22 protein-coding genes are annotated in these 23,931 nt (G+C 66.0%); 15 read left to right on the top strand and 7 right to left on the bottom strand.

Features of this window, described 5'->3' with window-relative positions; all coding sequences use genetic code 11:
- The first annotated feature begins 54 nt into the window (after nt 1-54).
- The 4 genes from ggt (at nt 55) to RS899_RS00570 (ending at nt 5,777) form a co-directional block, all read left to right on the top strand.
- Entirely contained in the window at nt 55-1,728 is a 1,674-nt protein-coding gene (ggt, locus tag RS899_RS00585; RefSeq protein WP_315808832.1) for a gamma-glutamyltransferase, read from the top strand.
- An 80-nt stretch (nt 1,729-1,808) separates the two neighbouring features.
- Nucleotides 1,809-3,701 (top strand): sensor histidine kinase, encoded by a 1,893-nt coding sequence (locus RS899_RS00580; RefSeq protein ID WP_139093039.1) that lies wholly within the window; start codon nt 1,809-1,811, stop codon nt 3,699-3,701.
- On the top strand, nt 3,698-5,032 hold the full coding sequence (locus tag RS899_RS00575; protein WP_315808831.1) for a sigma-54 dependent transcriptional regulator: 1,335 nt from the start codon (nt 3,698-3,700) through the stop codon (nt 5,030-5,032). Before RS899_RS00580 ends, RS899_RS00575 begins: the two co-directional genes overlap by 4 nt.
- 295 nt (nt 5,033-5,327) lie before the next feature.
- Nucleotides 5,328-5,777, top strand: a complete 450-nt coding sequence (locus RS899_RS00570; RefSeq protein ID WP_054908366.1) for a hypothetical protein — start codon at nt 5,328-5,330, stop codon at nt 5,775-5,777.
- A gap of 116 nt (nt 5,778-5,893) precedes the next feature.
- Here RS899_RS00570 and RS899_RS00565 read toward each other — a convergent pair whose 3' ends face one another.
- Complete coding sequence (locus RS899_RS00565; RefSeq protein WP_315808830.1) at nt 5,894-7,624, bottom strand: hypothetical protein; 1,731 nt, start codon at nt 7,622-7,624, stop codon at nt 5,894-5,896.
- 167 nt (nt 7,625-7,791) lie between these two features.
- Nucleotides 7,792-8,757, bottom strand: coding sequence for an AraC family transcriptional regulator (locus tag RS899_RS00560; RefSeq protein ID WP_054908365.1), 966 nt, complete (start codon nt 8,755-8,757; stop codon nt 7,792-7,794).
- A gap of 168 nt (nt 8,758-8,925) precedes the next feature.
- On the opposite strand from RS899_RS00560, the gene RS899_RS00555 reads away from it, so the two are divergent.
- The 3 genes from RS899_RS00555 to RS899_RS00545 all read left to right on the top strand — a co-directional run bounded on the left by RS899_RS00555 (nt 8,926) and on the right by RS899_RS00545 (nt 10,550).
- Nucleotides 8,926-9,819: an NAD(P)H-binding protein gene (locus RS899_RS00555; RefSeq protein WP_315808829.1), complete on the top strand. Its 894-nt coding sequence runs from the start codon at nt 8,926-8,928 to the stop codon at nt 9,817-9,819.
- A gap of 120 nt (nt 9,820-9,939) precedes the next feature.
- Nucleotides 9,940-10,182 carry a hypothetical protein gene (locus RS899_RS00550; RefSeq protein WP_169941994.1) on the top strand — a complete coding sequence of 81 codons (243 nt, stop codon included), beginning with the start codon at nt 9,940-9,942 and terminating at the stop codon, nt 10,180-10,182.
- 110 nt (nt 10,183-10,292) lie between these two features.
- A complete protein-coding gene (locus RS899_RS00545; protein WP_315808828.1) occupies nt 10,293-10,550 on the top strand; it encodes a hypothetical protein in 258 nt (85 codons plus the stop codon).
- Here the strand turns inward: RS899_RS00545 and RS899_RS00540 are convergent.
- Together RS899_RS00540 and RS899_RS00535 are read right to left on the bottom strand one after the other, a co-directional pair.
- The gene (locus RS899_RS00540; RefSeq protein WP_315808827.1) at nt 10,529-11,146 is read right to left on the bottom strand and encodes a class I SAM-dependent methyltransferase; all 618 of its coding nucleotides are present in this window, start codon (nt 11,144-11,146) and stop codon (nt 10,529-10,531) included. The two genes, RS899_RS00545 and RS899_RS00540, sit on opposite strands and share 22 nt — an antisense overlap.
- Nucleotides 11,127-11,567, bottom strand: a complete 441-nt coding sequence (locus RS899_RS00535) for a hypothetical protein (RefSeq protein WP_139093038.1) — start codon at nt 11,565-11,567, stop codon at nt 11,127-11,129. Before RS899_RS00535 ends, RS899_RS00540 begins: the two co-directional genes overlap by 20 nt.
- Nucleotides 11,568-11,753: 186 nt before the next feature.
- On the opposite strand from RS899_RS00535, the gene RS899_RS00530 reads away from it, so the two are divergent.
- The 5 genes from RS899_RS00530 (at nt 11,754) to prpF (ending at nt 18,706) form a co-directional block, all read left to right on the top strand.
- Nucleotides 11,754-12,476 carry a GntR family transcriptional regulator gene (locus RS899_RS00530; RefSeq protein ID WP_054908359.1) on the top strand — a complete coding sequence of 241 codons (723 nt, stop codon included), beginning with the start codon at nt 11,754-11,756 and terminating at the stop codon, nt 12,474-12,476.
- Complete coding sequence (gene prpB / locus RS899_RS00525) at nt 12,473-13,360, top strand: methylisocitrate lyase (RefSeq protein ID WP_054908358.1); 888 nt, start codon at nt 12,473-12,475, stop codon at nt 13,358-13,360. Before RS899_RS00530 ends, prpB begins: the two co-directional genes overlap by 4 nt.
- Nucleotides 13,361-13,598: 238 nt before the next feature.
- Nucleotides 13,599-14,759 (top strand): bifunctional 2-methylcitrate synthase/citrate synthase, encoded by a 1,161-nt coding sequence (prpC, locus tag RS899_RS00520; protein WP_054908357.1) that lies wholly within the window; start codon nt 13,599-13,601, stop codon nt 14,757-14,759.
- Between the two features lie 2 nt (nt 14,760-14,761).
- On the top strand, nt 14,762-17,371 hold the full coding sequence (gene acnD, locus RS899_RS00515; RefSeq protein WP_315808826.1) for a Fe/S-dependent 2-methylisocitrate dehydratase AcnD: 2,610 nt from the start codon (nt 14,762-14,764) through the stop codon (nt 17,369-17,371).
- A 147-nt stretch (nt 17,372-17,518) separates the two neighbouring features.
- Entirely contained in the window at nt 17,519-18,706 is a 1,188-nt protein-coding gene (gene prpF / locus RS899_RS00510; protein ID WP_315808825.1) for a 2-methylaconitate cis-trans isomerase PrpF, read from the top strand.
- A 246-nt stretch (nt 18,707-18,952) separates the two neighbouring features.
- Here prpF and RS899_RS00505 read toward each other — a convergent pair whose 3' ends face one another.
- From RS899_RS00505 to RS899_RS00495, 3 genes are all read right to left on the bottom strand, one after another.
- Nucleotides 18,953-19,543 carry an LON peptidase substrate-binding domain-containing protein gene (locus tag RS899_RS00505; RefSeq protein ID WP_054908354.1) on the bottom strand — a complete coding sequence of 197 codons (591 nt, stop codon included), beginning with the start codon at nt 19,541-19,543 and terminating at the stop codon, nt 18,953-18,955.
- Nucleotides 19,544-19,702: 159 nt separating this feature from the next.
- Nucleotides 19,703-20,416 carry an LrgB family protein gene (locus RS899_RS00500; RefSeq protein ID WP_081754013.1) on the bottom strand — a complete coding sequence of 238 codons (714 nt, stop codon included), beginning with the start codon at nt 20,414-20,416 and terminating at the stop codon, nt 19,703-19,705.
- Nucleotides 20,416-20,778 (bottom strand): CidA/LrgA family protein, encoded by a 363-nt coding sequence (locus tag RS899_RS00495; RefSeq protein WP_045217069.1) that lies wholly within the window; start codon nt 20,776-20,778, stop codon nt 20,416-20,418. Before RS899_RS00495 ends, RS899_RS00500 begins: the two co-directional genes overlap by 1 nt.
- Nucleotides 20,779-20,946: 168 nt before the next feature.
- Between RS899_RS00495 and RS899_RS00490 the strand changes: the two genes are divergently transcribed.
- The 3 genes from RS899_RS00490 to RS899_RS00480 all read left to right on the top strand — a co-directional run bounded on the left by RS899_RS00490 (nt 20,947) and on the right by RS899_RS00480 (nt 23,898).
- Nucleotides 20,947-21,402 (top strand): MaoC family dehydratase, encoded by a 456-nt coding sequence (locus RS899_RS00490; RefSeq protein ID WP_017521697.1) that lies wholly within the window; start codon nt 20,947-20,949, stop codon nt 21,400-21,402.
- A gap of 93 nt (nt 21,403-21,495) precedes the next feature.
- Entirely contained in the window at nt 21,496-23,226 is a 1,731-nt protein-coding gene (locus RS899_RS00485) for a C13 family peptidase (protein ID WP_315808824.1), read from the top strand.
- 30 nt (nt 23,227-23,256) lie between these two features.
- A complete protein-coding gene (locus tag RS899_RS00480) occupies nt 23,257-23,898 on the top strand; it encodes an oxidoreductase (RefSeq protein WP_233299986.1) in 642 nt (213 codons plus the stop codon).
- Nucleotides 23,899-23,931 lie beyond the last annotated feature (33 nt).

The raw sequence follows: 23,931 nt of genomic DNA, 5'->3' as shown, positions 1-23,931 counted from the left end.
GTTCGCCGGGGCACTCAACCTCACCGCAAGCACAAGAATAAATAAGGAAGTCCCATGCGCGTGTTCCACTTCAGCAAGCTGCCCCTGGGCGTCGCGATCCTCGCGGCGAGTTCATCGGTCTTCGCCGTCACCCTCGACGGCGGCGCGGTTGCAGCGCCCGATCAGTACGGCGCGAAAGTCGCCGCCGAGATCCTCAAGAAGGGCGGCAACGCCGTCGACGCCGCGGTCGCCACCGCCTTCACCCTCGCAGTCACCTACCCCGAAGCCGGCAACATCGGCGGCGGTGGTTTCATGACCCTGTACGTCGACGGCAAGCCGTACTTCCTCGACTACCGCGAGATCGCGCCGAAGGCCGCGACCAAGACCATGTACCTGAACGAGAAAGGCGAGGTGATCGAGAACCTCAGCCTGGTCGGCGCCAAGGCCGCCGGCGTGCCGGGTACCGTGATGGGCCTGTGGGAAGCGCACAAGCGCTTCGGCAAGCTGAAGTGGAGCGAGCTGCTGACCCCGGCCATCGGCTACGCGCAGACCGGCTTCAAGGTCGCCGACCAGCAGTACCAGTACCGCCAGGACGCTATCGCGCTGTTCAACGGCAAGACCAATTTCGGCGACTACTTCGGCACCATGAAACCGGGCGAAGTGTTCAAGCAGCCTGAACTGGCCAAGACCCTGGAGCGCATCGCCGACAAGGGCCCGGACGATTTCTACAAGGGCGAGACCGCCAAGCTGCTCATCGCGCAAATGAAGCAGGATGGCGGCCTGATCACTTCCGACGACCTGGTCGACTACAAGGCCAAGTGGCGCGAGCCGATGCGCATCGACTGGCAGGGCAACACCCTCTACACCGCGCCGCTGCCCAGCTCCGGCGGTATCGCCCTGGCCCAGCTGATCGGCATCAAGGAACAGCGCGCCGCTGACTTCAAGGGCGTGGAACTGAACTCTGCGAAGTACATCCATCTGCTCTCGGAGATCGAGAAGCGCGTATTCGCCGACCGCGCCGACTACCTCGGTGACCCGCAGTTCTCCAAGGTGCCGGTAGCCCAGCTGACCGACCCGAAATACATCGCCAAGCGCGCCGGGGAAGTAGACCCGGACGCCATCTCGGCAACCGAGAAAGTCCGCCCGGGCCTGGAGCCGCACCAGACCACGCACTTCTCCATCGTCGACAAGGACGGCAACGCCGTCAGCAACACCTACACCCTCAACTGGGACTTCGGCAGCGGCGTGGTGGTCAAGGGCGCCGGCTTCCTGCTCAACGACGAGATGGATGACTTCAGCTCCAAGCCGGGCGTGGCCAACGCCTTCGGCGTAGTGGGCAGCGACGCCAACGCCATCGAGCCGGGCAAGCGCATGCTCTCCTCCATGAGCCCGAGCATCGTCACCCGTGACGGCCACGTCAGCCTGGTGCTGGGTACGCCCGGCGGTTCGCGGATCTTCACTTCGATCTTCCAGGTGCTGAACAACGTCTACGACTTCCACCTGCCCCTGGAGAAGGCCGTGGCCGCGCAGCGTGTGCATCACCAACTGCTGCCCAAAGACACCATCTATTACGACGCGTACGCACCGCTCACCGGCAAGGTCGCCGACGAGCTCAAGGCCATGGGCTACACCCTGGAAGACCAGGGCTGGAACATGGGTGACATCCAGGCCATCCGTGTGAACGGCAAGGCCCTGGAAACCGCCTCCGATCCGCGCGGCCGCGGCGTCGGGATGGTGGTCAAACCCTAAGCCCCGGCAGACGCACCGTGTGGTACCCGAGCCAGTCCATCGCCGCCCCCCGGCGTTGGGCTGGCTCGGCCCCGACGACTGTGCTGCAATGCGCTTCCAGCCCATTGCCGCCGCCGCTCACCGTGAAGCCACGCCTCGTGCGCAACTACCTGCTGCCCTTCCTGCTGCTCCTGCTCACCCTGGGCTTCGGCTACGGCGGCTACCTGATCAGCGAAGGCGCCGGCACCCGCAGCCTGATCGAGTCCGGTGAGCGCCAGCTGGAACTGCACGCCCGTGGCGTGGAAAGCGAGATCAGCCGCTACACCTACCTGCCCAGCCTGCTGGAGCTCGAAGGCAGCGTCAGCCGCCTGCTGGTGGACCCGACACCGCTGCACCGCGACCGCGTCAATCATTACCTGGAAGGCCTCAACCGCCGCGCCGGCAGCCGTGCCGTCTACCTGCTGGACACCTCCGGCCGTGTGCTGGCCACCAGCAACTGGCAGGACGCCGACAGCTACCTGGGGGAGGACCTGTCCTTCCGCGCCTATTTCCAGGAAGCCGTACAGGGCCGCCCCGGTCGTTTCTACGGCATTGGCAGCACCACCGGCGAGCCCGGCTACTACCTCGCCCACGGACTGGTACATGGCGGCAGGATCGTCGGCGTGGCGGTGGTCAAGGTGAAGATGGAGTCCCTGGAGGAGCGCTGGGAAAGGGCCCGACTGCAGGCCTTCGTCAGCGACGAGAACGGCATCATCATCCTTTCCAGCGACCCGACCCTGCGCCTGAAGGCCGTGCGCCCGCTCAGCGATGCCGACAAGGAGCGCCTGGCCCGCAGCCTGCAGTACTACTGGTGGGCGCTCAATGAATGGCAGCCGCTGGCGCGCCGCCCGCTGGGCGAAGGCGTCGAGGAAATCAGCTTCCCGCCGGGCGAGCACGCCGACAGCCACAAGCCGCTCAGCTACCTGATGCAGACGCGCCAGCTCAGCGACACACCGTGGAACTTCACCCTGCTCACCCCGCTGGCCGACCTGCGCCGCGAGGCGATGATCCACGGCATGCTCGCTGCCGCCGGCTTCGCCCTGTTCGCCTTCCTGCTGATCGCCTGGAACGAGCGGCGCAAGGTCATCGCCACCCGCCTCGCCGCCCGCGAAGCGCTGGAGCAGGCCAACAATGCGCTGGAACGCCGCATCGCCGAGCGTACCGCCGACCTGCGCGCCAGCAACCAGCACCTGCGCGAACAGATCCGCGAGCGCCGCCAGGCCGAGGACACCTTGCGCAAGGCCCAGGACCGCCTCGTACAGGCCGGCAAGCTGGCGGTGATCGGGCAGATGTCCACCAGCATCGCCCATGAACTCAACCAGCCGCTGGCGGCACTGCGCACCCTGTCGAGCAACAGCGTGCGCTTCCTCGAACGCGGCAAGCTGGACGTCGCCAGCAGCAACCTCGAAGCCATCGCCGAGATGGTCGACCGAATGGGCCGCATCACCGCCAGCCTGCGCGCCTTCGCCCGGCGCGCCGACGATCACGGCCAGGCGACGTTGGGCAAGGCGGTGGACGCCGCCGTGATGGTGCTGCAGGGGCGGCTTTCCGAAGTGCCGGTAACCCTGCACCGCGACTACCCCGATGCGCACCTGGCCATCGACCAGACGCGCCTGGAACAGATACTGGTCAACCTGATCGCCAACGCCCTCGACGCCATGAGCGGCCAGAACGACCGCCAGCTCTGGCTGGAAGGACGCATCGAAGGTGACGATCACTACCGCCTCGTGGTGCGCGACAACGGACCCGGCATTCCGCCGGACGCCCGCGTGCACCTGTTCGAACCCTTCTTCACCACCAAGCCCGGCGAACTCGGCCTGGGCCTGGGCCTGACCCTTTCCGCCAGCCTCGCCACCGCCGCTGGCGGTTCCCTGGGCGTGGCCTACCCGGAAACCGGCGGCACCGCGTTCGAGCTGCACCTGCCGCTGTTGCCCGCCCTGGAGACACCCGCATGAGCGATCCATCCCTGCGCGTCCTGATCGTCGAGGACGACCCGCACGTACGGCTCGGCTGCCAGCAGGCACTGGCCCTGGAAGACATCGAGACCGACAGCGTGGGCAGCGCCGAGGAAGCGCTGAAGAAAGTCGGCGCCGACTTCCCCGGCATCGTCGTCAGTGACATCCGCATGCCCGGCATGGACGGCCTGCAATTGCTGGAGAAGCTCAAAGAACGCGACCCCAGCCTGCCAGTGGTGCTGATCACTGGCCATGGCGACATCGCCATGGCGGTCAAGGCCATGCGCGACGGCGCCTATGACTTCATGGAGAAGCCCTTCTCCCCGGAGAAGCTGGTCGACACCGCGCGCCGCGCGCTGGCCCAGCGCGCGCTGACCCGCGAAGTCAGCCAGCTGCGCCGCCAGCTCGCCGGCAAGCAGGCCCTGGAAAGCCGGCTGATCGGCCGCTCGCCGGCCATGCAGGCGCTGCGCGAGCTGATCGCCAACGTCGCCGACACGTCGGCCAACGTACTCATCGAAGGCGAGACCGGCACCGGCAAGGAACTGGTCGCGCGCTGCCTGCACGACTACAGCCGGCGCCAGGCCAAGCCCTTCGTCGCGCTCAACTGCGGCGGCCTGCCGGAAAGCCTGATCGACAGCGAAATCTTCGGCCACGAAGCCCACGCCTTCACCGGCGCCGGCAAGCGCCGCATCGGCAAGATCGAGCACGCCGACGGCGGCAGCCTGTTCCTCGACGAGATCGAGAGCATGCCGCTGAACCTGCAGATCAAGCTGTTGCGCGTGCTGCAGGAACAGCAGCTGGAACGCCTGGGCTCCAACGAACTGATCCGCGTGGACTGCCGGGTGATCGCCGCGACCAAGTCCGACCTCGCCGCCATGGGCCGCGAAGGCACCTTCCGCAGCGACCTCTACTACCGCCTCAACGTCATCACCCTGAACCTGCCGCCGCTGCGCGAGCGCCGCGAAGACATCCTGATGCTCTTCGAGCACTTCCTGCAGCAGTCCTCGCTGCGCTTCGACCGCCCGGCGCCGGACATCGACAATGCCACCGCCGCCACGCTGATGGCCCACGACTGGCCGGGCAACGTGCGCGAGCTGCGCAACGTCGCCGAACGCTTCGCCCTCGGCCTGCCGGTGCTGGCCGGCGGCAACCTTGGCCCGGACGCCGGCGAGCCGCGCTTCGCCGAAGCCGTGGAAGCCTTCGAGAAGAGCCTGCTGTCCACCGCCCTGGAGCGCCACGCCGGCAACCTCAGCCAGGCCGCCCACGCCCTGGGCATGGCCAAGACCACGCTGTTCGACAAGGTGAAGAAGTACGACCTGAAGGGCGAGTGAGCCGCTCGAAATTCTCTCCGTTAACAGCAGCTTTTGCCCAGTGAATCCGCGCGGGCGACTTCCCTCTCCCCCGCCCTGGCTGCGCGCCCCGCTCCGAAGGGAGAGGGAGCTATCCGTGCCGGCTGACGCCATGGATTCAATCGGCACCGGACGGTCCCCTCGCCCTTCCGGGAGAGGGCAGCCGCAAATCCTGGGCACAGGACTGACGTTATGCGGCGAGACGCTCCCATTGATCTGCGCCGCCCCGTCCCGGACACTACCCACCTTTGAAACGGCCGCACGAGCGGGAGCCACCATGTCCACCCAAGCCGAAACCCTCTGGAACCAGCTCTGCGCCGACGCCGGCGTCGACCCGCAGCAGCGCATGGCCGCGCGCCGTGCCATCCTCGCCGACGCCAAGGCGCTGGACGCCACCGTCTACCGCCCTGACGACAACGATCCTGACGCCGAAGAACTGGACATGGGCGACGCCAAGGTGCTGTTCATCGGCCCCTTCGAGGCGCCCACCGAGTGGGACGCTGCCGAGCGCGAGGAGTTCTTCGACGACGCCGACCCGGCACTGTTCTTCAGCGTCCGCATCGAATGCGAAGCCGAACCGGGCACCTCGGGCTTCTTCGTTCCGGAAGTCGGCGACTACCTGGCGGTGATGGACGCCGGCAAGATCCAGATGTACTTCCTCCACGACTGGCGCGAAGACGAAGACGGCTGCACCTGTGTCCTGATCCGCGACGACATCCAGCTCTGATCGTTGCAGGCCCTCGCTCCGCCATCCCGCTTAAGGGGTGAGGCAGAAACCACAAGCCCGTTCCTGGGAACGGGCTTGCGAGAAGGCACGGCTCGGGCGCAACGCCCGAGATGGAGTCAGCGAGTGGTCGCCAGGTCGCTGCGCTTCATCTTGCTGGTATCCAGGTGCAGCAGGCCGAAGGCGGTGCCATAGAAGATGTTGCCCTGCGCATCGACCTTGATCGGCGAATACATGCCGTTGTAGATCGGGTCGCTGCCTTCGCGGATGAACAGCACCGTCTTGCCGGTGTCGAGGTCCATGCCGATGTGATGGCGGTCGTTCCAGGACTTGCTGAAGTAGCCGTCGATGATCGCCATGTGGCCTTGGCCGGAAATCATCGGCACGACTGAAATCGACGAAACATCATTGCGCGCCCACAGCTGCTTCCAGCGGTGCTCCTGGTTGTTCCAGCGGAACGACGCGACGCCGGTCGGCCCAGGGCGCGTGGCACCGAGCAGAAGGTTCACATAGTAGGAATTCGGGTCGAGCGTCTTCTGGGTGGCGGTGCGGATGTTGTTCACGACGAACGCGTAGTCGCCATACGCCGCAACCGACTGTTCGGACTGCACCGTATCGGTACCCGGGATCTTCACCTTCAACTGGTCCGCGATGCGCGGGCTGGCGGTACCGGGCTTCTGCTTCCAGCCTGCCGGGATCTGGTCACGCCAGAACGCGACCATGCTCATGTTCTTCGCCCCGTCGGTGATCACCACGAGCTTGTCTTCGTTCGGACCGAAGCCCATCAGCGTCGGCGTCGAGCCAGTGCCGTCGGCGATCTTCGGTGCCGGCATGCGGATGCCGCGCTCGTAGCCTGCCTGCCAGGCGCCGTGCGCTTCGTCATCGTGGATCTTGCCGTCCTTGTCCACCACCAGACGGTACATCGTCGTGTTCGAGGCAACGTAGATCGCCCCGCCGTCCGCTTCCGGGCCGGTGGCGAAGCTGTTGAGGAACAGCTCGTCGTTGCCGGCCACCGCGTAGGTATCGATCACCTGGAGCGTCTCGCGATTCAGCGTGATGATCTTGCCGCCCAGCGTGTTGACCACGATGTAGCCGTTGTAGCTCATGCTCATGCCGAACATCATGTCGACCGGGAAGTTCGTACCGCGCTTCACCTTCTCGTTGTCGAACAGGCTCGGCGGGATCGCGCTGACGGTCCCCAGCTTCATCGCCGAATCCGCGCGCTTGGCATCGACCTGATCGATACGGAACACCTGGCGGCCGTTACAGCCGACGAAGGCGCCTTCGTGGGTGAGCAACGCATAGACCGAGCCATTGGCCGGCTGGTCGGCCGCGGCGGTGAGCATGCGGTTGGGCTGCGACTTCAGGTAGTCGAGCAGGCCCTGTTCGTCCTTGGCGTCGAGGAACTTCTGCACGGACTTGGCCTGCTCGACACGCTGCTCGGCGCTCACCGGCTTGTAGTTCGGCAACTTGACCGGCACATCGATGCGCGCGAGTTCGGTCAGCTTGCCGCCCTCCAGGCTCACCTTGCGCAGCGCATAGCCTGACCACCAGTAGTACACCATCTTGCCATCCACGGTGTCGGCGAAGACTGGCAGGCCGACCCCCTCGCTGGGCAGGAGCTGTACCGACTCGGGCGTGACCTCGTAGTCGCCGCGCGCCACGGGGAAGCTGATGCTGTCAGTCGCGGCATCGTTCCAGTGGGTCTGGTTGTTGTACGAGCTGGCAAGGTAGCCATTGCTGGCGGGCCAGGCCGGCACGGGCGTGGCTGCCTGGGCGAGGCTGCCACACAGGGCGAGCGCGACGGAAAATGGCAGCATGCGGAGCGAATGAATGCAGCGACGGGACATCGACAGACTCCTGCGGAAGAAAGGCGCCATGCAGGGATGGCGCAGGGAAAGCGTGTGATGAGCGCCAGACGGCGAAAGGACCACAGCCACCCTACGGTTGCCGCAAGGGAGCAGAGACCACCCGCATCAGGTGGCAAGGAGGGCGCCAGTCGCCCGGATGCGCAGGCTCAGGCCCGGCGGATGCTACCGGGCGACGTGCCTATGCAGCGCTTGAAGGCCCGGCTGAACGCAGCCTCGGACTGGTAGCCGAGGCGCTCGGCCAGCTCCGCCACCGCGATCTCGCGCTCCTGCAGCCAGCTCAGCGCCACGTGCATGCGCCAGCGGGTGACGTACTGCATGGGCGGCATGCCGACCCTCTCGGCAAAGCGTGCGGCAAAGGCGGAGCGCGACATGGCCGCCGCATCCGCCAGCGCCGGCAGGCTCCAGTCCCGCGCCGGCTCGCGGTGAATCAGGCTCAGTGCGCGGCCCAATTGGCGATCCTGCAGGGCGCCGAGCCAGCCTGACTGGGCGGCGGGGTCCTGCTCGATCCAGGCGCGAATGGCCTGGATCACCAGGATGTCGGCCAGGCGGGTGATCACCGTCTCGCCGCCGGGGCGCATGGCCCGTGCCTCGCTCTCCATCAACTGCAATGTGCTCATCAGCCAGTCGCGCTGGCTGGGCTCACGCACCTGCGCTTCCAGCACGCGTGGCAGCAGGCGTACCAGTTGCAGCGCGGCGGGATGGTCAAAGCGCACCGCGCCGCAGATCATCGCCGTTGGCTCGCCTCCTCCGCCCTGGCGCAGCACTTCATAGCGGTCGCTGGCATAGGCACGCGGCAGCTCGAACAGCCCCGCCGCCGATTCGCCCGGCGAACTCACCAGCCGATGCCCTTCGCCATGGGGTACCAGAACCAGGTCGCCCGGCGCCAGTCGGCGTGGCAAGTCGCCCGCGGCCTCCAGCCAACATTCGCCAACGGTGAGCACATGGAACATCAGGCACTGCGGCATGGCCGGCAGGTCCAGCCCCCACGGCGCGGTGAACTCCGAGCGGCAGTAGAAGGTGCCGCTCATGCGCAGGAAATGCAGGGCCTCGCCCAGGGGATCGGTGGAGGCCCAGGCGTCGGTGAGGTCCGGAGTGGCGGCAGGAGCTGTCATGGTCTTGAGGCTGATCCGGTGCCGCGACGACGTCCAGCACTTCTGGACGAATGAGCATGACACAGCGACTTTCCGGCATTAACCGTCCAGGCATTCAGACAGACACTTCACTCCAGGCCAACGAACCCACGGCGGGCGCCGCGGGACGGCCAAAGCGAGGACACTGCCATGATCACCGTAATGGGAGCCACCGGCCGCACCGGTTCGAGAATCTGCCAGACCCTGCTGGATGCCGGCGTGCCCGTCCGCGCCCTCGGCCGCAGCGCCGAGCGACTGGCGCCACTGGCCGCCGCCGGGGCCCGGGTTGCCGTAGGCGAGCCGCATGACGCCGCCTTCCTCACCGAAGCCTTCCGCGGCGCCGACGCGGTCTACACCCTGCTCGCCTACGGGCCCGACACCGAGGACTACCGCAACCAGCAGGCCGCCCAGGGGGAAGCGATACTCCAGGCCATTCGCGCCAGCGCTGTACGCCGGGTGGTATTCCTCAGCAGTGTGGGCGCCGAGGTGGCCTCCGGCACCGGACCGATCATCAGCATGCACGATCAGGAGCAGCGCCTGCGCCAGCTGCCCCCGGGGGTGAATGTACTGATGCTGCGCTCCGGCGCGATGTTCGAGAACCTGTACGGCGCGCTGGAGATCGTCCGCGCGTACGACTGCTACAGCGATGCGGTGGCAGCGGATGTGCCAGTTCCGATGGTCGCCACGCGAGATGTCGCCGATGCCGCCAGCCATGCCTTGCTGGACCGTAGCTGGCAGGGCGTGCTGACCCGCGAGGTGCTCGGCCAGCGCGATATCAGTTATGCCGAGGCGACCCGCCTGCTGGGCGCAGCCATCGGCCGCCCGGAGCTGCCCTACGTGGCGGTGTCGCCGCAGGAACTGAGCGGCGCCTTGCAGGAGGCCGGCTACTCCGCCAGCGTCGCCGCCTGCTACGCCGAACTGGGCGAGGCGATCAGCAGCGGACGGGTACGGGCGCAGGAAGCGCGCTCTCCGACCAATACCACGGCAACACGCTTCGAGGACTTCGCCCAAGCCTGGGCCGAAGCCTACCGGGCCTTGCCCTGAGGCGATGCCTTCGGTCAGAGCAACATAATTTCCTACAAATATCTCGGAAGACCCTGATGAATTTGGCGCTGGTCCGCTGTCTAGAGTACTCGCCCTTTTGCAAACGGCCGGACCACCGCCATGAACCACGCTCCCGACAGTCTCTGGGTCGATGTGCAGACCTGGTCTCCCTACCACCCGCAACGCATCCTCCACGGCCGCATCAGCCGCGAGGACTACCTGGCCCTGCGCAACGGTCGCGCGCCCTTCGAGGTGCGCCTGGGCGACTGCCAGAGCCGCCACTGCCCGACGGGGCCGGTGCAGGACCTGTTCCTCAGCGGCTCGCACATCCTCAACGTCACCCCGGCCGAGCGGGTGGCCTGAGGGAAGAGGGACAGTCGCACCGCTCAATCAGAAGAACCTGACGGAGGCTGCGCGGAGCGAACGCTATGGTTCGCCCCCTCTTTTTTCACCTTCCTTCGGGCGCCGTGGCAATGAACGAACATCTCAGGGTCGAAGTCGTGGTTCGCGCGCACAATCGCGAATCCTCAGTGCTCCAGGGCTGGATCAGCCAAGGCGACTATGTCGCCCTGTGCGATGGCCGCGCCCCCATCGTGGTGCGCCTGAATGACTGCCAGTCCGACTCGGGCCTGGTGCAGCATGCCGAAGACCTGTTCCTGCGCAGCGCCTACATCCTGAGCATCGAGCTGCTCGAGCGTCTGCCGCGCTATCAGTCGGCCATGCCTCGATAGACGTAGGTCATCGGCCGCGGGCCCGGTAGGTAATCCTGGCTCAGTTCGCGCAGCTGGAAGCCGCCTGACTCGATCAACGCCGGCATGTCGCGGTCCAGGTGGCAGCCACCGGCCAGCGGCTTCCAGACCGGTGTCAGCCGATGCTGCCAGGCGCGCACGCCAGCGTCCGGCGCCAGGCCATGTTCGCAGAAGAGGAACTCGCCGCCAGGCTTGAGTACCCGGCGCATTTCCTTCAGCGCTGCCAGCGCATCGGGGATGCTGCACAGGGTGAAGGTGCAGACGATGCTGTCGAAGCTGCCGGCGTCGGCGCGGATCTGCCCCAGTTCCAGCGCCACCATCTCCACCGATATGCCGATCCGCGCGGCGCGCTCGCGGGCGAGCTTCTGCATCTGCGCCGCCGGATCGACGCCGACGATTGTCGACACTTTCGCCGGATCGTAGAACGACAGGTTCAGGCCGGTGCCCATGCCGATCTCCAGCACGCGGCCGCGCGCACGGGGCACCAGCAGCGAGCGCTGCTTCATCACATCACCCATGCCACAGGCGAAATCGATCAGCCGGGGCAATGCATGGCGGTCATACCAGGTTCGGATCATGTCGCTTCCTCAGGCTCGGCAGGCTCCAGGCCAACAGGTTCAGCAAGGTTGCCAGCGACAGAGGCCAGGCACATACCACCGCCACTTCCATCGCCAGCTCCGCCAGAGTGTAGGTACTCCAACTGGCCACGCGGCTGTCATAAAGGCACAGGTCTACCCAGAACCAGCCGGCCAGGGCCGTCGCGGACGACAACAACGCACGCCAGGCCGGGGTGAGCCAGCGCACCCAGGCCAGCAGCGCGATGAGCGGCGTCCAGACCAGTAGCAGCGGCAGCATCTCGCCCGACAGGCCAACATCGCGCAGATCGGCCGGCAGGTTGTCCCGGTAGGAATGCAGCCCCCATAGCGCCTGTCCCCAGCCAAGCAGCAGGAACCCAGCCATGCTGGCCGCTGCCCGGCCTGTTCGTCCTTTCAATGTCACGGCCTTCTCCCTGATGCGCCAGGCGACATCCTCTCACGTCCCGCTCAGCTCGCAGCAGAGACAGCCGCACGGCAAGCATCCGTCGAACGTCCCATTAGACGATTGTCGACAATTCATCAGATCTCGATTGACCCAGAGGGTTTACGGGGGTAGCTTTCGCCGCACATCAAGAAGATTGTCGACACCATGAGCGATAGCCTGATTCTGCCTACCCCTGCCAGCGACGACGGAGAGACCCTGTCGGAACACGTGTTCCGCAAGATCCAGTCGGCCATCGTCAAGGGTGACATCGCCCCCGGCAGCAAGATTTCCGAGCCGGAACTGGCGCGTACCTATGGCATCAGCCGCGGTCCGCTGCGCGAGGCGATCCACCGCCTGGAAGGCCAGAAGCTGCTGGTGCGTGTGCCGCACGTCGGCGCGCGCGTGGTCTCGCTCAGCCACGAGGAGCTGCTGGAGCTCTACGAAATCCGTGAATCCCTCGAAGGCATGGCCTGCCGCCTGGCCGCCGAGCGCATGACGCCGGCCGAGATCGACGAACTGCGCCGGGTGCTCGACACCCACGAGCGCGACGAAGCCTTCCAGGCCGGCCGTGGCTACTACCAGCAGGAAGGCGACTACGACTTCCACTACCGGATCATCCAGGGCAGCGGCAACCGCACCCTCACCCGCATGCTCTGCGGCGAGCTGTACCAACTGGTGCGCATGTACCGCCTGCAGTTCTCGGCGACGCCCAACCGCCCGCGCCAGGCCTTCGCCGAACACCACCGGATTCTCGATGCCATCGCCGACCGTGACGGCGAACTGGCCGAGTTGCTGATGCGCCGTCACATCGGCGCCTCGAAACGCAATATGGAGCGCCATTACCTGGACGCCCAAGCCAAGACCGCCAACGAACGAGGTGAACAATGAGCTACAAGACCGCCGGCCAACGTTTCCGCGAAGCCCTTGCCGAAGAAAAGCCGCTGCAGGTGATCGGCGCGATCAACGCCAACCACGCGTTGCTGGCCAAGCGCGCCGGCTTCAAGGCCATCTACCTCTCCGGTGGCGGCGTGGCGGCGGGTTCCCTCGGCCTGCCGGACCTGGGCATCAATACCCTGGATGACGTACTCACCGACGTGCGTCGCATCACCGACGTCTGCGACCTGCCGCTGCTGGTGGACATCGACACCGGCTTCGGCCCCAGCGCCTTCAACATCGAGCGCACCGTGAAGAGCCTGATCAAGGCTGGCGCCGCCGCCGCGCACATCGAGGACCAGGTCGGCGCCAAGCGTTGCGGCCACCGTCCGGGCAAGGAGATCGTCTCCACCCAGGAGATGGTCGACCGCGTGAAGTCCGCCGCCAACGCCAAAACCGACCCGAACTTCTTCCTGATCGCCCGCACCGACGCCATCCAGGCCGAAGGCGTGGACGCCGCCATCGAGCGCTGCCAGCGCTATGTCGAGGCGGGCGCCGATGCGATCTTCGCCGAAGCCGCCTACGACCTGCCGACCTACAAGCGCTTCGTCGATGCGCTGAACGTGCCGATCCTGGCCAACATCACCGAGTTCGGCGCCACCCCGCTGTTCACCCGCGACGAGCTGGCCTCGGTCGGCGTGGCCATCCAGCTGTACCCGCTGTCCGCTTTCCGCGCCGCCAACAAGGCCGCCGAAGCCGTCTACACCGCGATCCGCGAGGAAGGCCACCAGCAGAACGTGATCGAGCTGATGCAGACCCGCGCCGAGCTGTACGACCGCATCGGCTACCACGCCTTCGAGCAGAAGCTCGATGCGCTGTTCGCTGCCGGCAAGAAGTGATTTCCCGATCGTTCGGGCCCGGCCTGAACGAATCGTAGGGTGCATAACGCCCCAGGCGTTATCCACCATTGGCTGTGACGGCGGATAACGCTTCGCGTTATTCGCCCTACGCCAGAACCTGAAACACCGTAGGGCGCATAACGCCACAGGCGTTATCCGCCGACCAGATTCGAACCGACCGCACGGCCAATGTCGGCGGAACAAGAACAAGCAACCGGATTTGATGAGGAGACACGCGATGAGCGCTACCGCAGAAACCACCACCGCCTTCAAACCCAAGAAGTCCGTGGCCCTGAGTGGCACCGCCGCTGGCAACACCGCCCTGTGCACCGTTGGCCGTACCGGCAACGACCTGCACTACCGCGGCTATGACGTCCTGGATTTCGCCAACCGTTGCGACTTCGAGGAAATCGCCCACCTGCTGGTCCACGGCAAGCTGCCCAACGTCGCCGAACTGGCTGGCTACAAGGCCAAGCTCAAGGCCCTGCGCGGCCTGCCGGCCGGCGTGAAAGCCGCCCTGGAAACCCTGCCGCCGTCGGCCCACCCGATGGACGTGATGCGCACTGCCGTATCCGTGCTCGGCTGCCTGTCGCCGGAGAAGGACGACCATAACCATCCGGGCGCCCGTGACATCGCCGACAAGCTGATGGCTTCGCTCGGTTCCGCGCTGCTCTACTGGTACCACTTCAGCCACAACGGCAAGCGCATCGACGTCGAGACCGACGACGACTCCATCGGCGGTCACTTCCTGCACCTGCTGCACGGTCAGAAGCCGCGCGAGTCCTGGGTGCGCGCCATGCACACCTCGCTGAACCTGTACGCCGAGCACGAATTCAACGCCTCGACCTTCACCTCCCGCGTGATCGCCGGCACCGGTTCGGACATCTACTCCTGCGTCGCCGGCGCCATCGGCGCGCTGCGCGGCCCGAAACACGGCGGTGCCAACGAAGTGGCGTTCGAGATCCAGAAGCGCTACGACAACCCGGATGAAGCCGAGGCTGACATCCGTGCCCGCGTCGAGCGCAAGGAAGTAGTGATCGGCTTCGGTCACCCGGTCTACACCGTGTCCGACCCGCGCAACAAGGTGATCAAGGAAGTCGCCCACCAGCTGTCGAACGAGCAGTCGAATACCAAGATGTACGACATCGCCGAGCGCCTGGAAACCATCATGTGGGACATCAAGAAGATGTTCCCCAACCTCGATTGGTTCAGCGCCGTGAGCTACCACATGATGGGCGTGCCCACCGCGATGTTCACCCCGCTGTTCGTCATCGCCCGCACCGCCGGCTGGTCCGCCCACGTCATCGAGCAACGCATCGACGGCAAGATCATCCGCCCGAGCGCCAACTACACAGGCCCTGAAGACCTGAAGTTCGTGCCGCTCAAGGACCGTAAATAACTATGAACACCAACTACCGTAAACGCCTGCCCGGCACTGCGCTGGATTACTTCGACGCCCGCGAGGCAGTCGAGGCGATCCAGGCCGGCGCCTGGGACAAACTCCCCTACACCTCCCGCGTACTGGCCGAACAACTGGTGCGCCGCTGCGACCCACAGGACCTGACGGCTTCGCTGGAGCAACTGGTCTACCGCAAGCGCGACCTCGACTTCCCCTGGTACCCGGCGCGCGTGGTCTGCCACGACATCCTCGGCCAGACCGCACTGGTCGACCTTGCTGGCCTGCGTGACGCCATCGCCGAGAAAGGCGGCGACCCGTCCAAGGTCAACCCGGTGGTGCCGACCCAGCTGATCGTCGACCACTCGCTGGCCGTGGAAGCCGCCGGCTTCGACCCGGACGCGTTCGAGAAGAACCGCGCCATCGAAGACCGCCGCAACGAGGATCGCTTCCACTTCATCGACTGGACCAAGACTGCGTTCAAGAACGTCGACGTGATCCCGGCCGGCAACGGCATCATGCACCAGATCAACCTGGAGAAAATGAGCCCGGTGATCCAGGCACGCGGCGGCATCGCGTTCCCTGACACCTGCGTCGGCACCGACTCGCACACTCCGCACGTGGACGCCCTCGGCGTGATCGCCATCGGCGTCGGCGGCCTCGAAGCCGAGACCGTGATGCTCGGCCATCCGTCGATGATGCGCCTGCCCGACATCGTCGGCGTCGAGCTGACCGGCAAACGCAAACCCGGCATCACCGCCACCGATATCGTGCTGGCGATCACCGAGTTCCTGCGCAAGGAACGCGTGGTCGGCGCCTACGTCGAGTTCTTCGGCGAAGGTGCGGACAGCCTGTCCATCGGCGACCGTGCGACCATCTCCAACATGTGCCCGGAATACGGCGCCACCGCCTCGATGTTCTACATCGACGGCCAGACCATCGACTACCTCAAGCTCACCGGCCGCGAGCCCGAGCAGGTGGAGCTGGTGGAGAACTACGCGAAGACCCTTGGCCTGTGGAGCGATGCGCTGAAGACCGCCGAGTACGAGCGCGTGCTGAGCTTCGACCTGGGCAGCGTGGTACGCAACATGGCCGGCCCGTCCAACCCGCACCGCCGCCTGCCGACTTCGGCACTGACCGAGCGCGGCATCGCCGACGAAGCCAAGCTGGAGTCCGGCCGGGTCGAGGAAGCCGAAGGCCTGATGCCCGATGGCGCGGTGATCATCGCTGCCATCACCAGTTGCACCAACACCTCCAACCCGCGCAACGTCATCGCCGCCGGCCTGGTAGCGAAGAAGGCCAACGCGCTGGGCATGATCCGCAAGCCGTGGGTGAAGACGTCGTTCGCTCCTGGGTCGAAAGTCGCCAAGCTGTACCTGGAAGAAGCCGGCCTGCTGCCGGAGCTGGAGAAGCTCGGCTTCGGCATCGTCGCCTATGCCTGCACCACCTGTAACGGCATGTCCGGCGCGCTGGACCCGGTGATCCAGAAAGAGATCATCGACCGCGACCTGTACGCCACCGCCGTGCTCTCGGGCAACCGCAACTTCGACGGCCGCATCCACCCCTACGCCAAGCAGGCCTTCCTCGCCTCGCCGCCGCTGGTGGTCGCGTACGCCATCGCCGGCACCGTGCGCTTCGACATCGAGCAGGACCCGCTGGGCACCGACAGTCAAGGCAACCCGGTCACCCTGAAGGACCTCTGGCCGTCCGACGAAGAGATCGACGCCATCGTCGCCTCCAGCGTCAAGCCCGAGCAGTTCAAGCAGGTCTACATCCCGATGTTCGACCTGGGCAGCGTGCAGGAAGCCGAGAGCCCGCTGTACGACTGGCGCCCGATGTCCACCTACATCCGCCGCCCGCCGTATTGGGAAGGCGCGCTGGCCGGCGAACGCACGCTCAAGGGCATGCTGCCGCTGGCGATTCTGCCGGACAACATCACCACCGATCACCTGTCGCCGTCCAACGCCATCCTGCTGGACAGCGCGGCCGGTGAATACCTGGCGAAAATGGGCCTGCCGGAAGAGGACTTCAACTCCTACGCCACCCACCGCGGCGACCACCTGACCGCCCAGCGCGCCACCTTCGCCAACCCGCAGCTGGTCAACGAAATGGCCGTGGTCAACGGTGAAGTGAAGAAAGGCTCGCTGGCCCGCGTGGAACCGGAAGGCAAGGTGATGCGCATGTGGGAAGCCATCGAAACCTACATGAACCGCAAGCAGAACCTGATCATCGTCGCCGGCGCCGACTACGGCCAGGGCTCGTCCCGCGACTGGGCAGCCAAGGGCGTGCGCCTGGCCGGTGTGGAAGTGATCGTCGCCGAAGGCTTCGAGCGCATCCACCGTACCAACCTGGTGGGCATGGGCGTACTGCCGGTGGAGTTCAAGCCGGGCACCACGCGCCTGACCCTGGGCCTGGACGGCACAGAGACCTACGACATCAAGGGCGACGTCTCGCCGCGCTGCGACCTGACCCTGGTGGTCAATCGCCGCAACGGCGAAGTCGTCGAAGTCCCGGTCACCTGCCGCCTGGATACCGCCGCCGAAGTGAAGGTGTACAAGGCTGGTGGTGTGCTGCAACGCTTCGCCAAGGACTTCCTGGAAGGCGCGGTAGCGTGATGCAACAGCCGGCCCGCCTGCACGGCAGGTCGGTCCCCATCCTGTAGGAGCGAGCTTGCTCGCGAACTGCCCCCGCTGCGGGGATCGGTTCGCGAGCAAGGGCTAGGCGCCCCTCGTTCCTACAACAAGCACTCAGGATCGAATCCCATGCCCCACGTACCCCAAGTGAAGATCCCCGCCACCTACATCCGCGGCGGCACCAGCAAGGGCGTGTTCTTCCGCCTGCAGGACCTGCCCGAGCGTTGCCAGGTGCCCGGCGCGGCCCGTGACCAGCTGTTCATGCGCGTGATCGGCAGCCCCGATCCGTACAGCGCGCACATCGACGGCATGGGCGGCGCGACCTCCAGCACCAGCAAGTGCGTGATCCTGTCGAAAAGCACCCAGCCCGATCACGACGTCGACTACCTCTACGGGCAGATTTCCATCGACAAAGCCTTCGTCGACTGGAGCGGCAACTGCGGCAACCTCTCCACCGCCGCCGGCTCCTTCGCCATCCATGCCGGCCTGGTCGATCCGTCGCGCATCCCGGACAACGGCACCTGCGTGGTGCGTATCTGGCAGGCGAATATCCAGAAGACCATCATCGCCCACGTGCCGATCACCAACGGCCAGGTCCAGGAAACCGGTGACTTCGAACTGGACGGCGTGACCTTCCCCGCCGCCGAGATCGTGCTGGAGTTTCTCGATCCGTCCGACGATGGCGACGAAGGCGGCTCGATGTTCCCCACCGGCAACCTGGTGGACGACCTGGAGGTCCCCGGCATCGGCACCTTCAAGGCGACCATGATCACCGCGGGCATCCCGACCATCTTCGTCAACGCCCAGGACATCGGCTACACCGGCGCCGAGTTGCGCGAAGCGATCAATGGCGACCCCGAGCAACTGGCGCGCTTCGAGAAATTCCGCATCGCCGGCGCCCTACGCATGGGCCTGATCAAGACCCCGGAAGAAGCCGCCACCCGCCAGCACACGCCGAAGATTGCCTTCATTGCGCCGACGAAAAACTACGTCACCTCCAGCGGCAAGGAAGTCCAGGCCGGCGACATCGACCTGCTGGTCCGCGCGCTATCCATGGGCAAGCTGCACCACGCCATGATGGGCACCGCAGCCGTGGCCATCGGCACCGCCGCCGCCATTCCCGGCACCCTGGTGAACCTCGCCGCCGGCGGTGGCGAACGCAGCGCCGTACGCTTCGGCCACCCCTCCGGCACCCTGCGCGTGGGCGCCGAGGCGAAGCAGATGAACGGCGAGTGGACCGTGACCAAGGCCATCATGAGCCGCAGCTCGCGCATCCTCATGGAAGGCTGGGTGCGGGTACCAGGCGATTCGTTCTGACTCTTCGCCAAACCCGTGAATGCACAAGGCCCGCACATGCGGGCCTTGTCGTTTCAGGTCACGTCGGAGCGGATTCATCCGCAATGGTTTTTGCGCGGCGGCGGGGCAGATCCCGGACGCCCCACCGCACGGCGATTTCTGTAGGAGCGAGCTTGCTCGCGAACAGAGTTAACCGGCGGTGACGGCGCTGGGCGGGTTCGCGAGCAAGGGCTAGGCGCCCCCCTCGATCCTACAAAAGCTGCTGCGTCAGGCGACGAAATCGCCCTGCAACTGCTCCAGCAGCACCTGGATACGCGCCAGGCGCACGGTGGGATCGTCCATCTCCAGCAACACCTGCTTCTGGTCGCGTTCGAAGGGCAGCAGGTAGGCGAGCTGGCAGGCCAGCTCCTGTTGGCCATTGACCTCGCCGCCCATCTCCAGCGCCGACACCATGGGGTGCATGGACAGCGCTTCGAGCAGCGCGGCAAGGTCGTCGTGTTCCTTGGTCAGCGGCTGGTTCGGCTGCTCGTCCAGCCATTCCACTTCAGCCACCGTCAGCTGGTCCGTCTGCACGTTTGCGGAGAGCACGCGGAAGCGCCGACCACCTTCGACCCGAATGCCCAGCAAGCCGTTGGACTGCTGTTGCCAGTCGCAGATACGCGCCTCGCAGCCGACCAGGCTGTAGCGCTCCGGCGCATCGCCGACTTCCTCGCCCTCGACGATGGCCACCACGCCGAACCCGCCGTTCTGCTTCATGCAGCGGCCGATCATGTCCAGGTAGCGCGCCTCGAAGATCTGCAGGTCGAGGCGGCAGCCGGGGAACAGCACGGTATTGAGGGGGAAGAGCGGAAAACTCATGGGTACTCCCATTTTCGATCAGAGCCTGATTACGATCGTGCGACCTAGAGCCGTAGTAGGCGGTAGTGCCTGAAGAGCGGAGTTTACTGCTGTAAATGAGCATCTGAGGGCGTTTGCCAACGCCCTACGGCCGACGCGCAGCAGATCGTCAACAGGCTCTCAGGCGATCAGCGCTACCGCCAACGGTAGCAGCACAGCGGTGGCCACGCCCATCAGGCTCATCGCCAAGGCGGCGAAAGCACCGCATTCCTCGCCCTCCTGCAAGGCGCGGGAGGTGCCCACGGCATGGGCGGTCATGCCCAGCGCCATGCCTTGCGCAGCCGGATGGTGGACGCCGAAGCGGCGCAGCAGTTCCGGGCCGAGGATGGCGCCGAGCACGCCGGTGATCAACACGAACACCGCCGCCAGCGCCGCCACGCCGCCGATCTGGCTGGCCACCAGCATGGCGATGGGCGAGGTTACCGACTTGGGCGCCAGGCTCATCAGCAATTCGTGGTCGACGCCGAACAGCCAGCCCAGGCCAATGCCCAGCGCGGTGGCGAACAGGCCGCCGACCAGCAGGGTGATCAGCGTCGGCCAGAACAGCTGGCGGATGCGCTTGAGGTTGAGGAACAGCGGCACCGCGAGGGCGACGGTCGCGGGGCCGAGAAGGATGGTCAGCACCTTGGCGCTGTTGCTGTACTCGCTGTAGTCGATGCCGCACGCCAGCAGCACCGCGATGACGATCAGCATCGACACCAGCACCGGCTGCAGGAATACCCAGCGCGTACGCTCATAGGCGGCCAGCGCCAACTGATAAGCGCCCAGGGTGACGCCAACGCAGAACAGCGGATGGTGGATGACGGAGTCCACCGCGCCTTGCCAGTCGAACATCACGCACCCTCCTTCTGCTTGCGCTGGCGGTCGATGAGCTTCTGCATCAGCCAGCCGGCGAACACGAAGGACACCAGCAGTGACAGCGCCAGCGCGCCGGCGATGGCCCAGAAGTCCGCGGCAATCTGCTTCGCGTAGGCCATAACACCGACCGCCGCCGGCACCAGCAACAGCGGCAGGTAGCGCAGCAGCGAGGCGGCCGCCTCGTTGACCGGCTTGCTCACCTCGCCGTTCCACACCAGGAAGGCGAACAGCAGCACCAGCCCAATGATCGGGCCGGGGATCATGTGCAGGATGAGAGCATTCAGGCCCGTGCCGAGCAGTTGGAACAGCACCAGCCAGGTCAGGCCGCGTAGCAACATCAGAAACATCTCCAGCGCAATATGCCGACATTATGCCCGCCCGGCGCCCGCTATGGCGCGGCATTCGCCCAAAGCATGAATGCTTGACCGCTCCAGGGCGCCATGCTGATCTACAGGCGGATTTCACGTAGGCCGTACTAGAAGAACAACTCATTCCCCGGAGGAAACATGGCATTCGTACCCGTAAGCGCACTGAAGGACTACATCGGCAAGGACCTGGGCCATTCGCAGTGGATCACCATCGATCAACAGCGCATCAACCAGTTCGCCGAGTGCACCGAGGACCACCAGTTCATCCACGTCGACCCGGAAAAGGCGAAGAAGACGCCCTTCGGCGGCACCATCGCCCATGGCTTCCTGTCGCTGTCGCTGATCCCGAAACTCTGCGAGGGCCTGCTGGTCCTGCCGGAGAACCCCAAGATGGTGGTCAACTACGGCCTGGACAGCGTGCGCTTCATCCAGCCGGTACCCGTGGATTCGCGCGTGCGCCTGCAGGTGACCATCACCGACATCACCGAGAAGAACCCCGGCCAGTGGTTGATCAAGGCGCGCTGCACCCTGGAGATCGAAGGCCTGCCCAAGCCGGCCTACATCGCCGAATCCCTGAGCCTGTGCTTCGTCTGACGGCCCGCTCGCAGCGATGAGAAAAAAGCCCGCGACCGCGGGCTTTTTTGCGTCACACTGCCAGTGCGCCCCTCCGCCGATTCGAGCCTCCCGATGCCACGCCACCTCCTTCCCCTGAGCCTCGTCCTGTTCCTCGCTGCCTGCGGCGAGGGCGAACCACTGACGCCACCGGACGCCCGCCTGCCCGACGGCGCGCGCTACCGCGGCGAGCTGGTGAACGGTCAATTGCAGGGCCCGGGGCGGCTCGATTACAGCAACGGCGCCTGGTACGAGGGCGGCTTCGACAAGGGCCTGCAGAGCGGCCAGGGCAAGTGGAACGACGGCAACGGCACACGCTACGAAGGTGAGTTCCGCAACGGAATATTCGAAGGGCGCGGCCGCCTGCAATATGCCGATGGCAACGTCTACGAGGGCCAGTTCAAGCGCGGCGAGTTCGACGGCGAAGGCCGCCTTGCACAGGGCGGCACTACCTACAGCGGCGGTTTCCGCAAGGGTCGCTACGAAGGCCTGGGCAGCCTCGAACAGGCCGACGGCACCCGCCACCAGGGCGCCTTCGCCAAGGGCGAGGCCAACGGCGAAGGCGCCCGTCGGGACAGCCTGGGCAACCAGTACAGCGGCACCTTCAGGAACGGCGTGCTGGAGGGCAAGGGCATCTTCCGCGACGACGCGGGCGACCAATACAGCGGCGAGTTCCGCAACGACCAGTTCGAGGGGACCGGGCGCTTCCAGAATGCCGACGGCGATGTCTGGTTCGGCCGCTTCAAGGCTGGCGCGCTGAGTGGGCCGGGCGAGTTCATCGGCACCGACGGCAGCCGTTACCAGGGCGAGTTCCGCTTCTGGCGCTTCGACGGCAAGGGCACGCTGACGCGCTCCGATGGCCAGGTCTACAGCGGCGGCTTCGCCCGCGGCGAGTACTCGGGCGAAGGCACCCTGACCCGCAGCGACGGCAGCCTGCAGAAGGGCGTCTGGAATGCCGGGCAACTGCGCCAGGACGCCACCGGCAAGCGGCTGCCCAATCCACTGGAAGTCGGTTTGCTGGAACAGGGCGCGTTGCTGGAGAAGGAACTGGCCGCCATCCCGCCATCCACCCCGGCGATCGAACTCTATGGCGTCAGCCTCGGCGGCGACGGCAAGCAGAGCGTGTTCCTGCGCGAGGCCGACTACGTCGCCAACCTGCTCGGCGAACGCTTCGGCGCGCGCGGCGTGGTACGCCTGGTAAACCATCGCGACCACCTCGCCGACCGCCCCATGGCCACCCGTGAAACCCTGGCCCGCACCCTGCGCACCATCGCCGAACGCAGCGGCCCGGAAGACCTGGTGTTCATCTACCTGACCAGCCATGGCTCCCACGACCACCAGTTGGTGCTGGACATGCCGGGGCTCAAGCTCGACGACCTGCCGGCCAGCGAACTGGCCAGCCTGCTCGCCCCACTCAAGGACCGCTACAAGGTGCTGGTGATTTCCGCCTGCTACAGCGGTGGCTTCATCCCCGCGCTCAAGGACGACAAGACCCTGATCATGACCGCCGCACGCAGCGACCGGGTGTCCTTCGGCTGTTCCGAGGAGGCCGACTTCACCTACTTCGGCGACGCGCTCTTTGCCAAGGCCCTCCAGCAGACCGACGACCTCAAGCAGGCCTTCACACTGGCCAGCGCTACCGTGGCCAAGCGCGAGAAAGAGGAAGAATTCGAACCATCGGAGCCGCAACTCTGGGCGCCGAAGGCGGTCATTACTCGCTGGCAGGCCCTGCGCGCGCAGCAGTCGCACGGAGAGTTGGCGCTCGGCAATATCGATGCGCAGGCAAAACGACAGGGTGGCAACTAAGCTGGAAAGTGTGTCAGAGGGGAAACACAGATGTACTCGAAACCAACGAATATCCTGCTAGCTGGCGCCACCGGCCTGACCGGTGAACATCTGCTCGACCGCATACTCAACGAGCCTACGGTCAAGCGCGTCATCGCTCCGGCCCGAAGGAAGCTGGCGGAGCACCCGCGCCTGGAAAACCCCATCGGCCCGCTGGCCGAGCTCATCCCGCACCTGGTCCAGCCGGTGGACACGGTGTTCTGCTGCCTGGGCACCACGCTCAAGGAAGCCGGCTCCGAGGAGGCCTTCCGCAGTGTCGACTTCGACCTGCCGCTGGCCCTGGGCGAGCGCGGCCTGGCACTCGGTGCGCGGCACTACATCGTGGTCAGCGCACTGGGCGCGGACAGCAAGTCGTCGATCTTCTACAGCCGGGTCAAGGGCGAGCTGGAGGATGCCCTGCGCCAGCAAGGCTGGCCGCAGCTGACCATCGCACGGCCATCGCTGCTACTGGGTCAGCGTGAGGAAATCCGCCTCGCCGAACTGCTTGCCGCGCCCTTCGCGCGCATCCTGCCGGGCAAGCTGCACGGCATCGAAGCCATCGCCCTGGCCCGCGCGCTCTGGCGCCTGGCGCTGGAAACCGGCAAGGGTAGCCGCGTCGTCGAATCGGACGAGTTGCGCAAGCTGGGCAAGTAACCCCACAACCGCAGGGCGTAAAACGCATTTGTA

Source organism: Pseudomonas sp. C9-3 (genome assembly GCF_032392015.1).
GTDB lineage: Bacteria > Pseudomonadota > Gammaproteobacteria > Pseudomonadales > Pseudomonadaceae > Pseudomonas > Pseudomonas nitroreducens.
The sequence above is the reverse complement of the archived record's forward strand: the minus strand, read 5'-3'. Positions and strand labels throughout refer to the sequence as shown.

Coding starts and splice junctions, on each gene's coding strand:
- ggt (WP_315808832.1), top strand. CDS start 55: ATGCGCGTGTTCCACTTCAGCAAGCTGCCCCTGGGCGTCGCGATCCTC.
- RS899_RS00575 (WP_315808831.1), top strand. CDS start 3,698: ATGAGCGATCCATCCCTGCGCGTCCTGATCGTCGAGGACGACCCGCAC.
- RS899_RS00570 (WP_054908366.1), top strand. CDS start 5,328: ATGTCCACCCAAGCCGAAACCCTCTGGAACCAGCTCTGCGCCGACGCC.
- RS899_RS00565 (WP_315808830.1), bottom strand. CDS start 7,624: ATGTCCCGTCGCTGCATTCATTCGCTCCGCATGCTGCCATTTTCCGTC.
- RS899_RS00560 (WP_054908365.1), bottom strand. CDS start 8,757: ATGACAGCTCCTGCCGCCACTCCGGACCTCACCGACGCCTGGGCCTCC.
- RS899_RS00555 (WP_315808829.1), top strand. CDS start 8,926: ATGATCACCGTAATGGGAGCCACCGGCCGCACCGGTTCGAGAATCTGC.
- RS899_RS00550 (WP_169941994.1), top strand. CDS start 9,940: ATGAACCACGCTCCCGACAGTCTCTGGGTCGATGTGCAGACCTGGTCT.
- RS899_RS00545 (WP_315808828.1), top strand. CDS start 10,293: ATGAACGAACATCTCAGGGTCGAAGTCGTGGTTCGCGCGCACAATCGC.
- RS899_RS00540 (WP_315808827.1), bottom strand. CDS start 11,146: ATGATCCGAACCTGGTATGACCGCCATGCATTGCCCCGGCTGATCGAT.
- RS899_RS00530 (WP_054908359.1), top strand. CDS start 11,754: ATGAGCGATAGCCTGATTCTGCCTACCCCTGCCAGCGACGACGGAGAG.
- prpB (WP_054908358.1), top strand. CDS start 12,473: ATGAGCTACAAGACCGCCGGCCAACGTTTCCGCGAAGCCCTTGCCGAA.
- prpC (WP_054908357.1), top strand. CDS start 13,599: ATGAGCGCTACCGCAGAAACCACCACCGCCTTCAAACCCAAGAAGTCC.
- acnD (WP_315808826.1), top strand. CDS start 14,762: ATGAACACCAACTACCGTAAACGCCTGCCCGGCACTGCGCTGGATTAC.
- prpF (WP_315808825.1), top strand. CDS start 17,519: ATGCCCCACGTACCCCAAGTGAAGATCCCCGCCACCTACATCCGCGGC.
- RS899_RS00505 (WP_054908354.1), bottom strand. CDS start 19,543: ATGAGTTTTCCGCTCTTCCCCCTCAATACCGTGCTGTTCCCCGGCTGC.
- RS899_RS00500 (WP_081754013.1), bottom strand. CDS start 20,416: ATGTTCGACTGGCAAGGCGCGGTGGACTCCGTCATCCACCATCCGCTG.
- RS899_RS00495 (WP_045217069.1), bottom strand. CDS start 20,778: ATGTTGCTACGCGGCCTGACCTGGCTGGTGCTGTTCCAACTGCTCGGC.
- RS899_RS00490 (WP_017521697.1), top strand. CDS start 20,947: ATGGCATTCGTACCCGTAAGCGCACTGAAGGACTACATCGGCAAGGAC.
- RS899_RS00485 (WP_315808824.1), top strand. CDS start 21,496: ATGCCACGCCACCTCCTTCCCCTGAGCCTCGTCCTGTTCCTCGCTGCC.
- RS899_RS00480 (WP_233299986.1), top strand. CDS start 23,257: ATGTACTCGAAACCAACGAATATCCTGCTAGCTGGCGCCACCGGCCTG.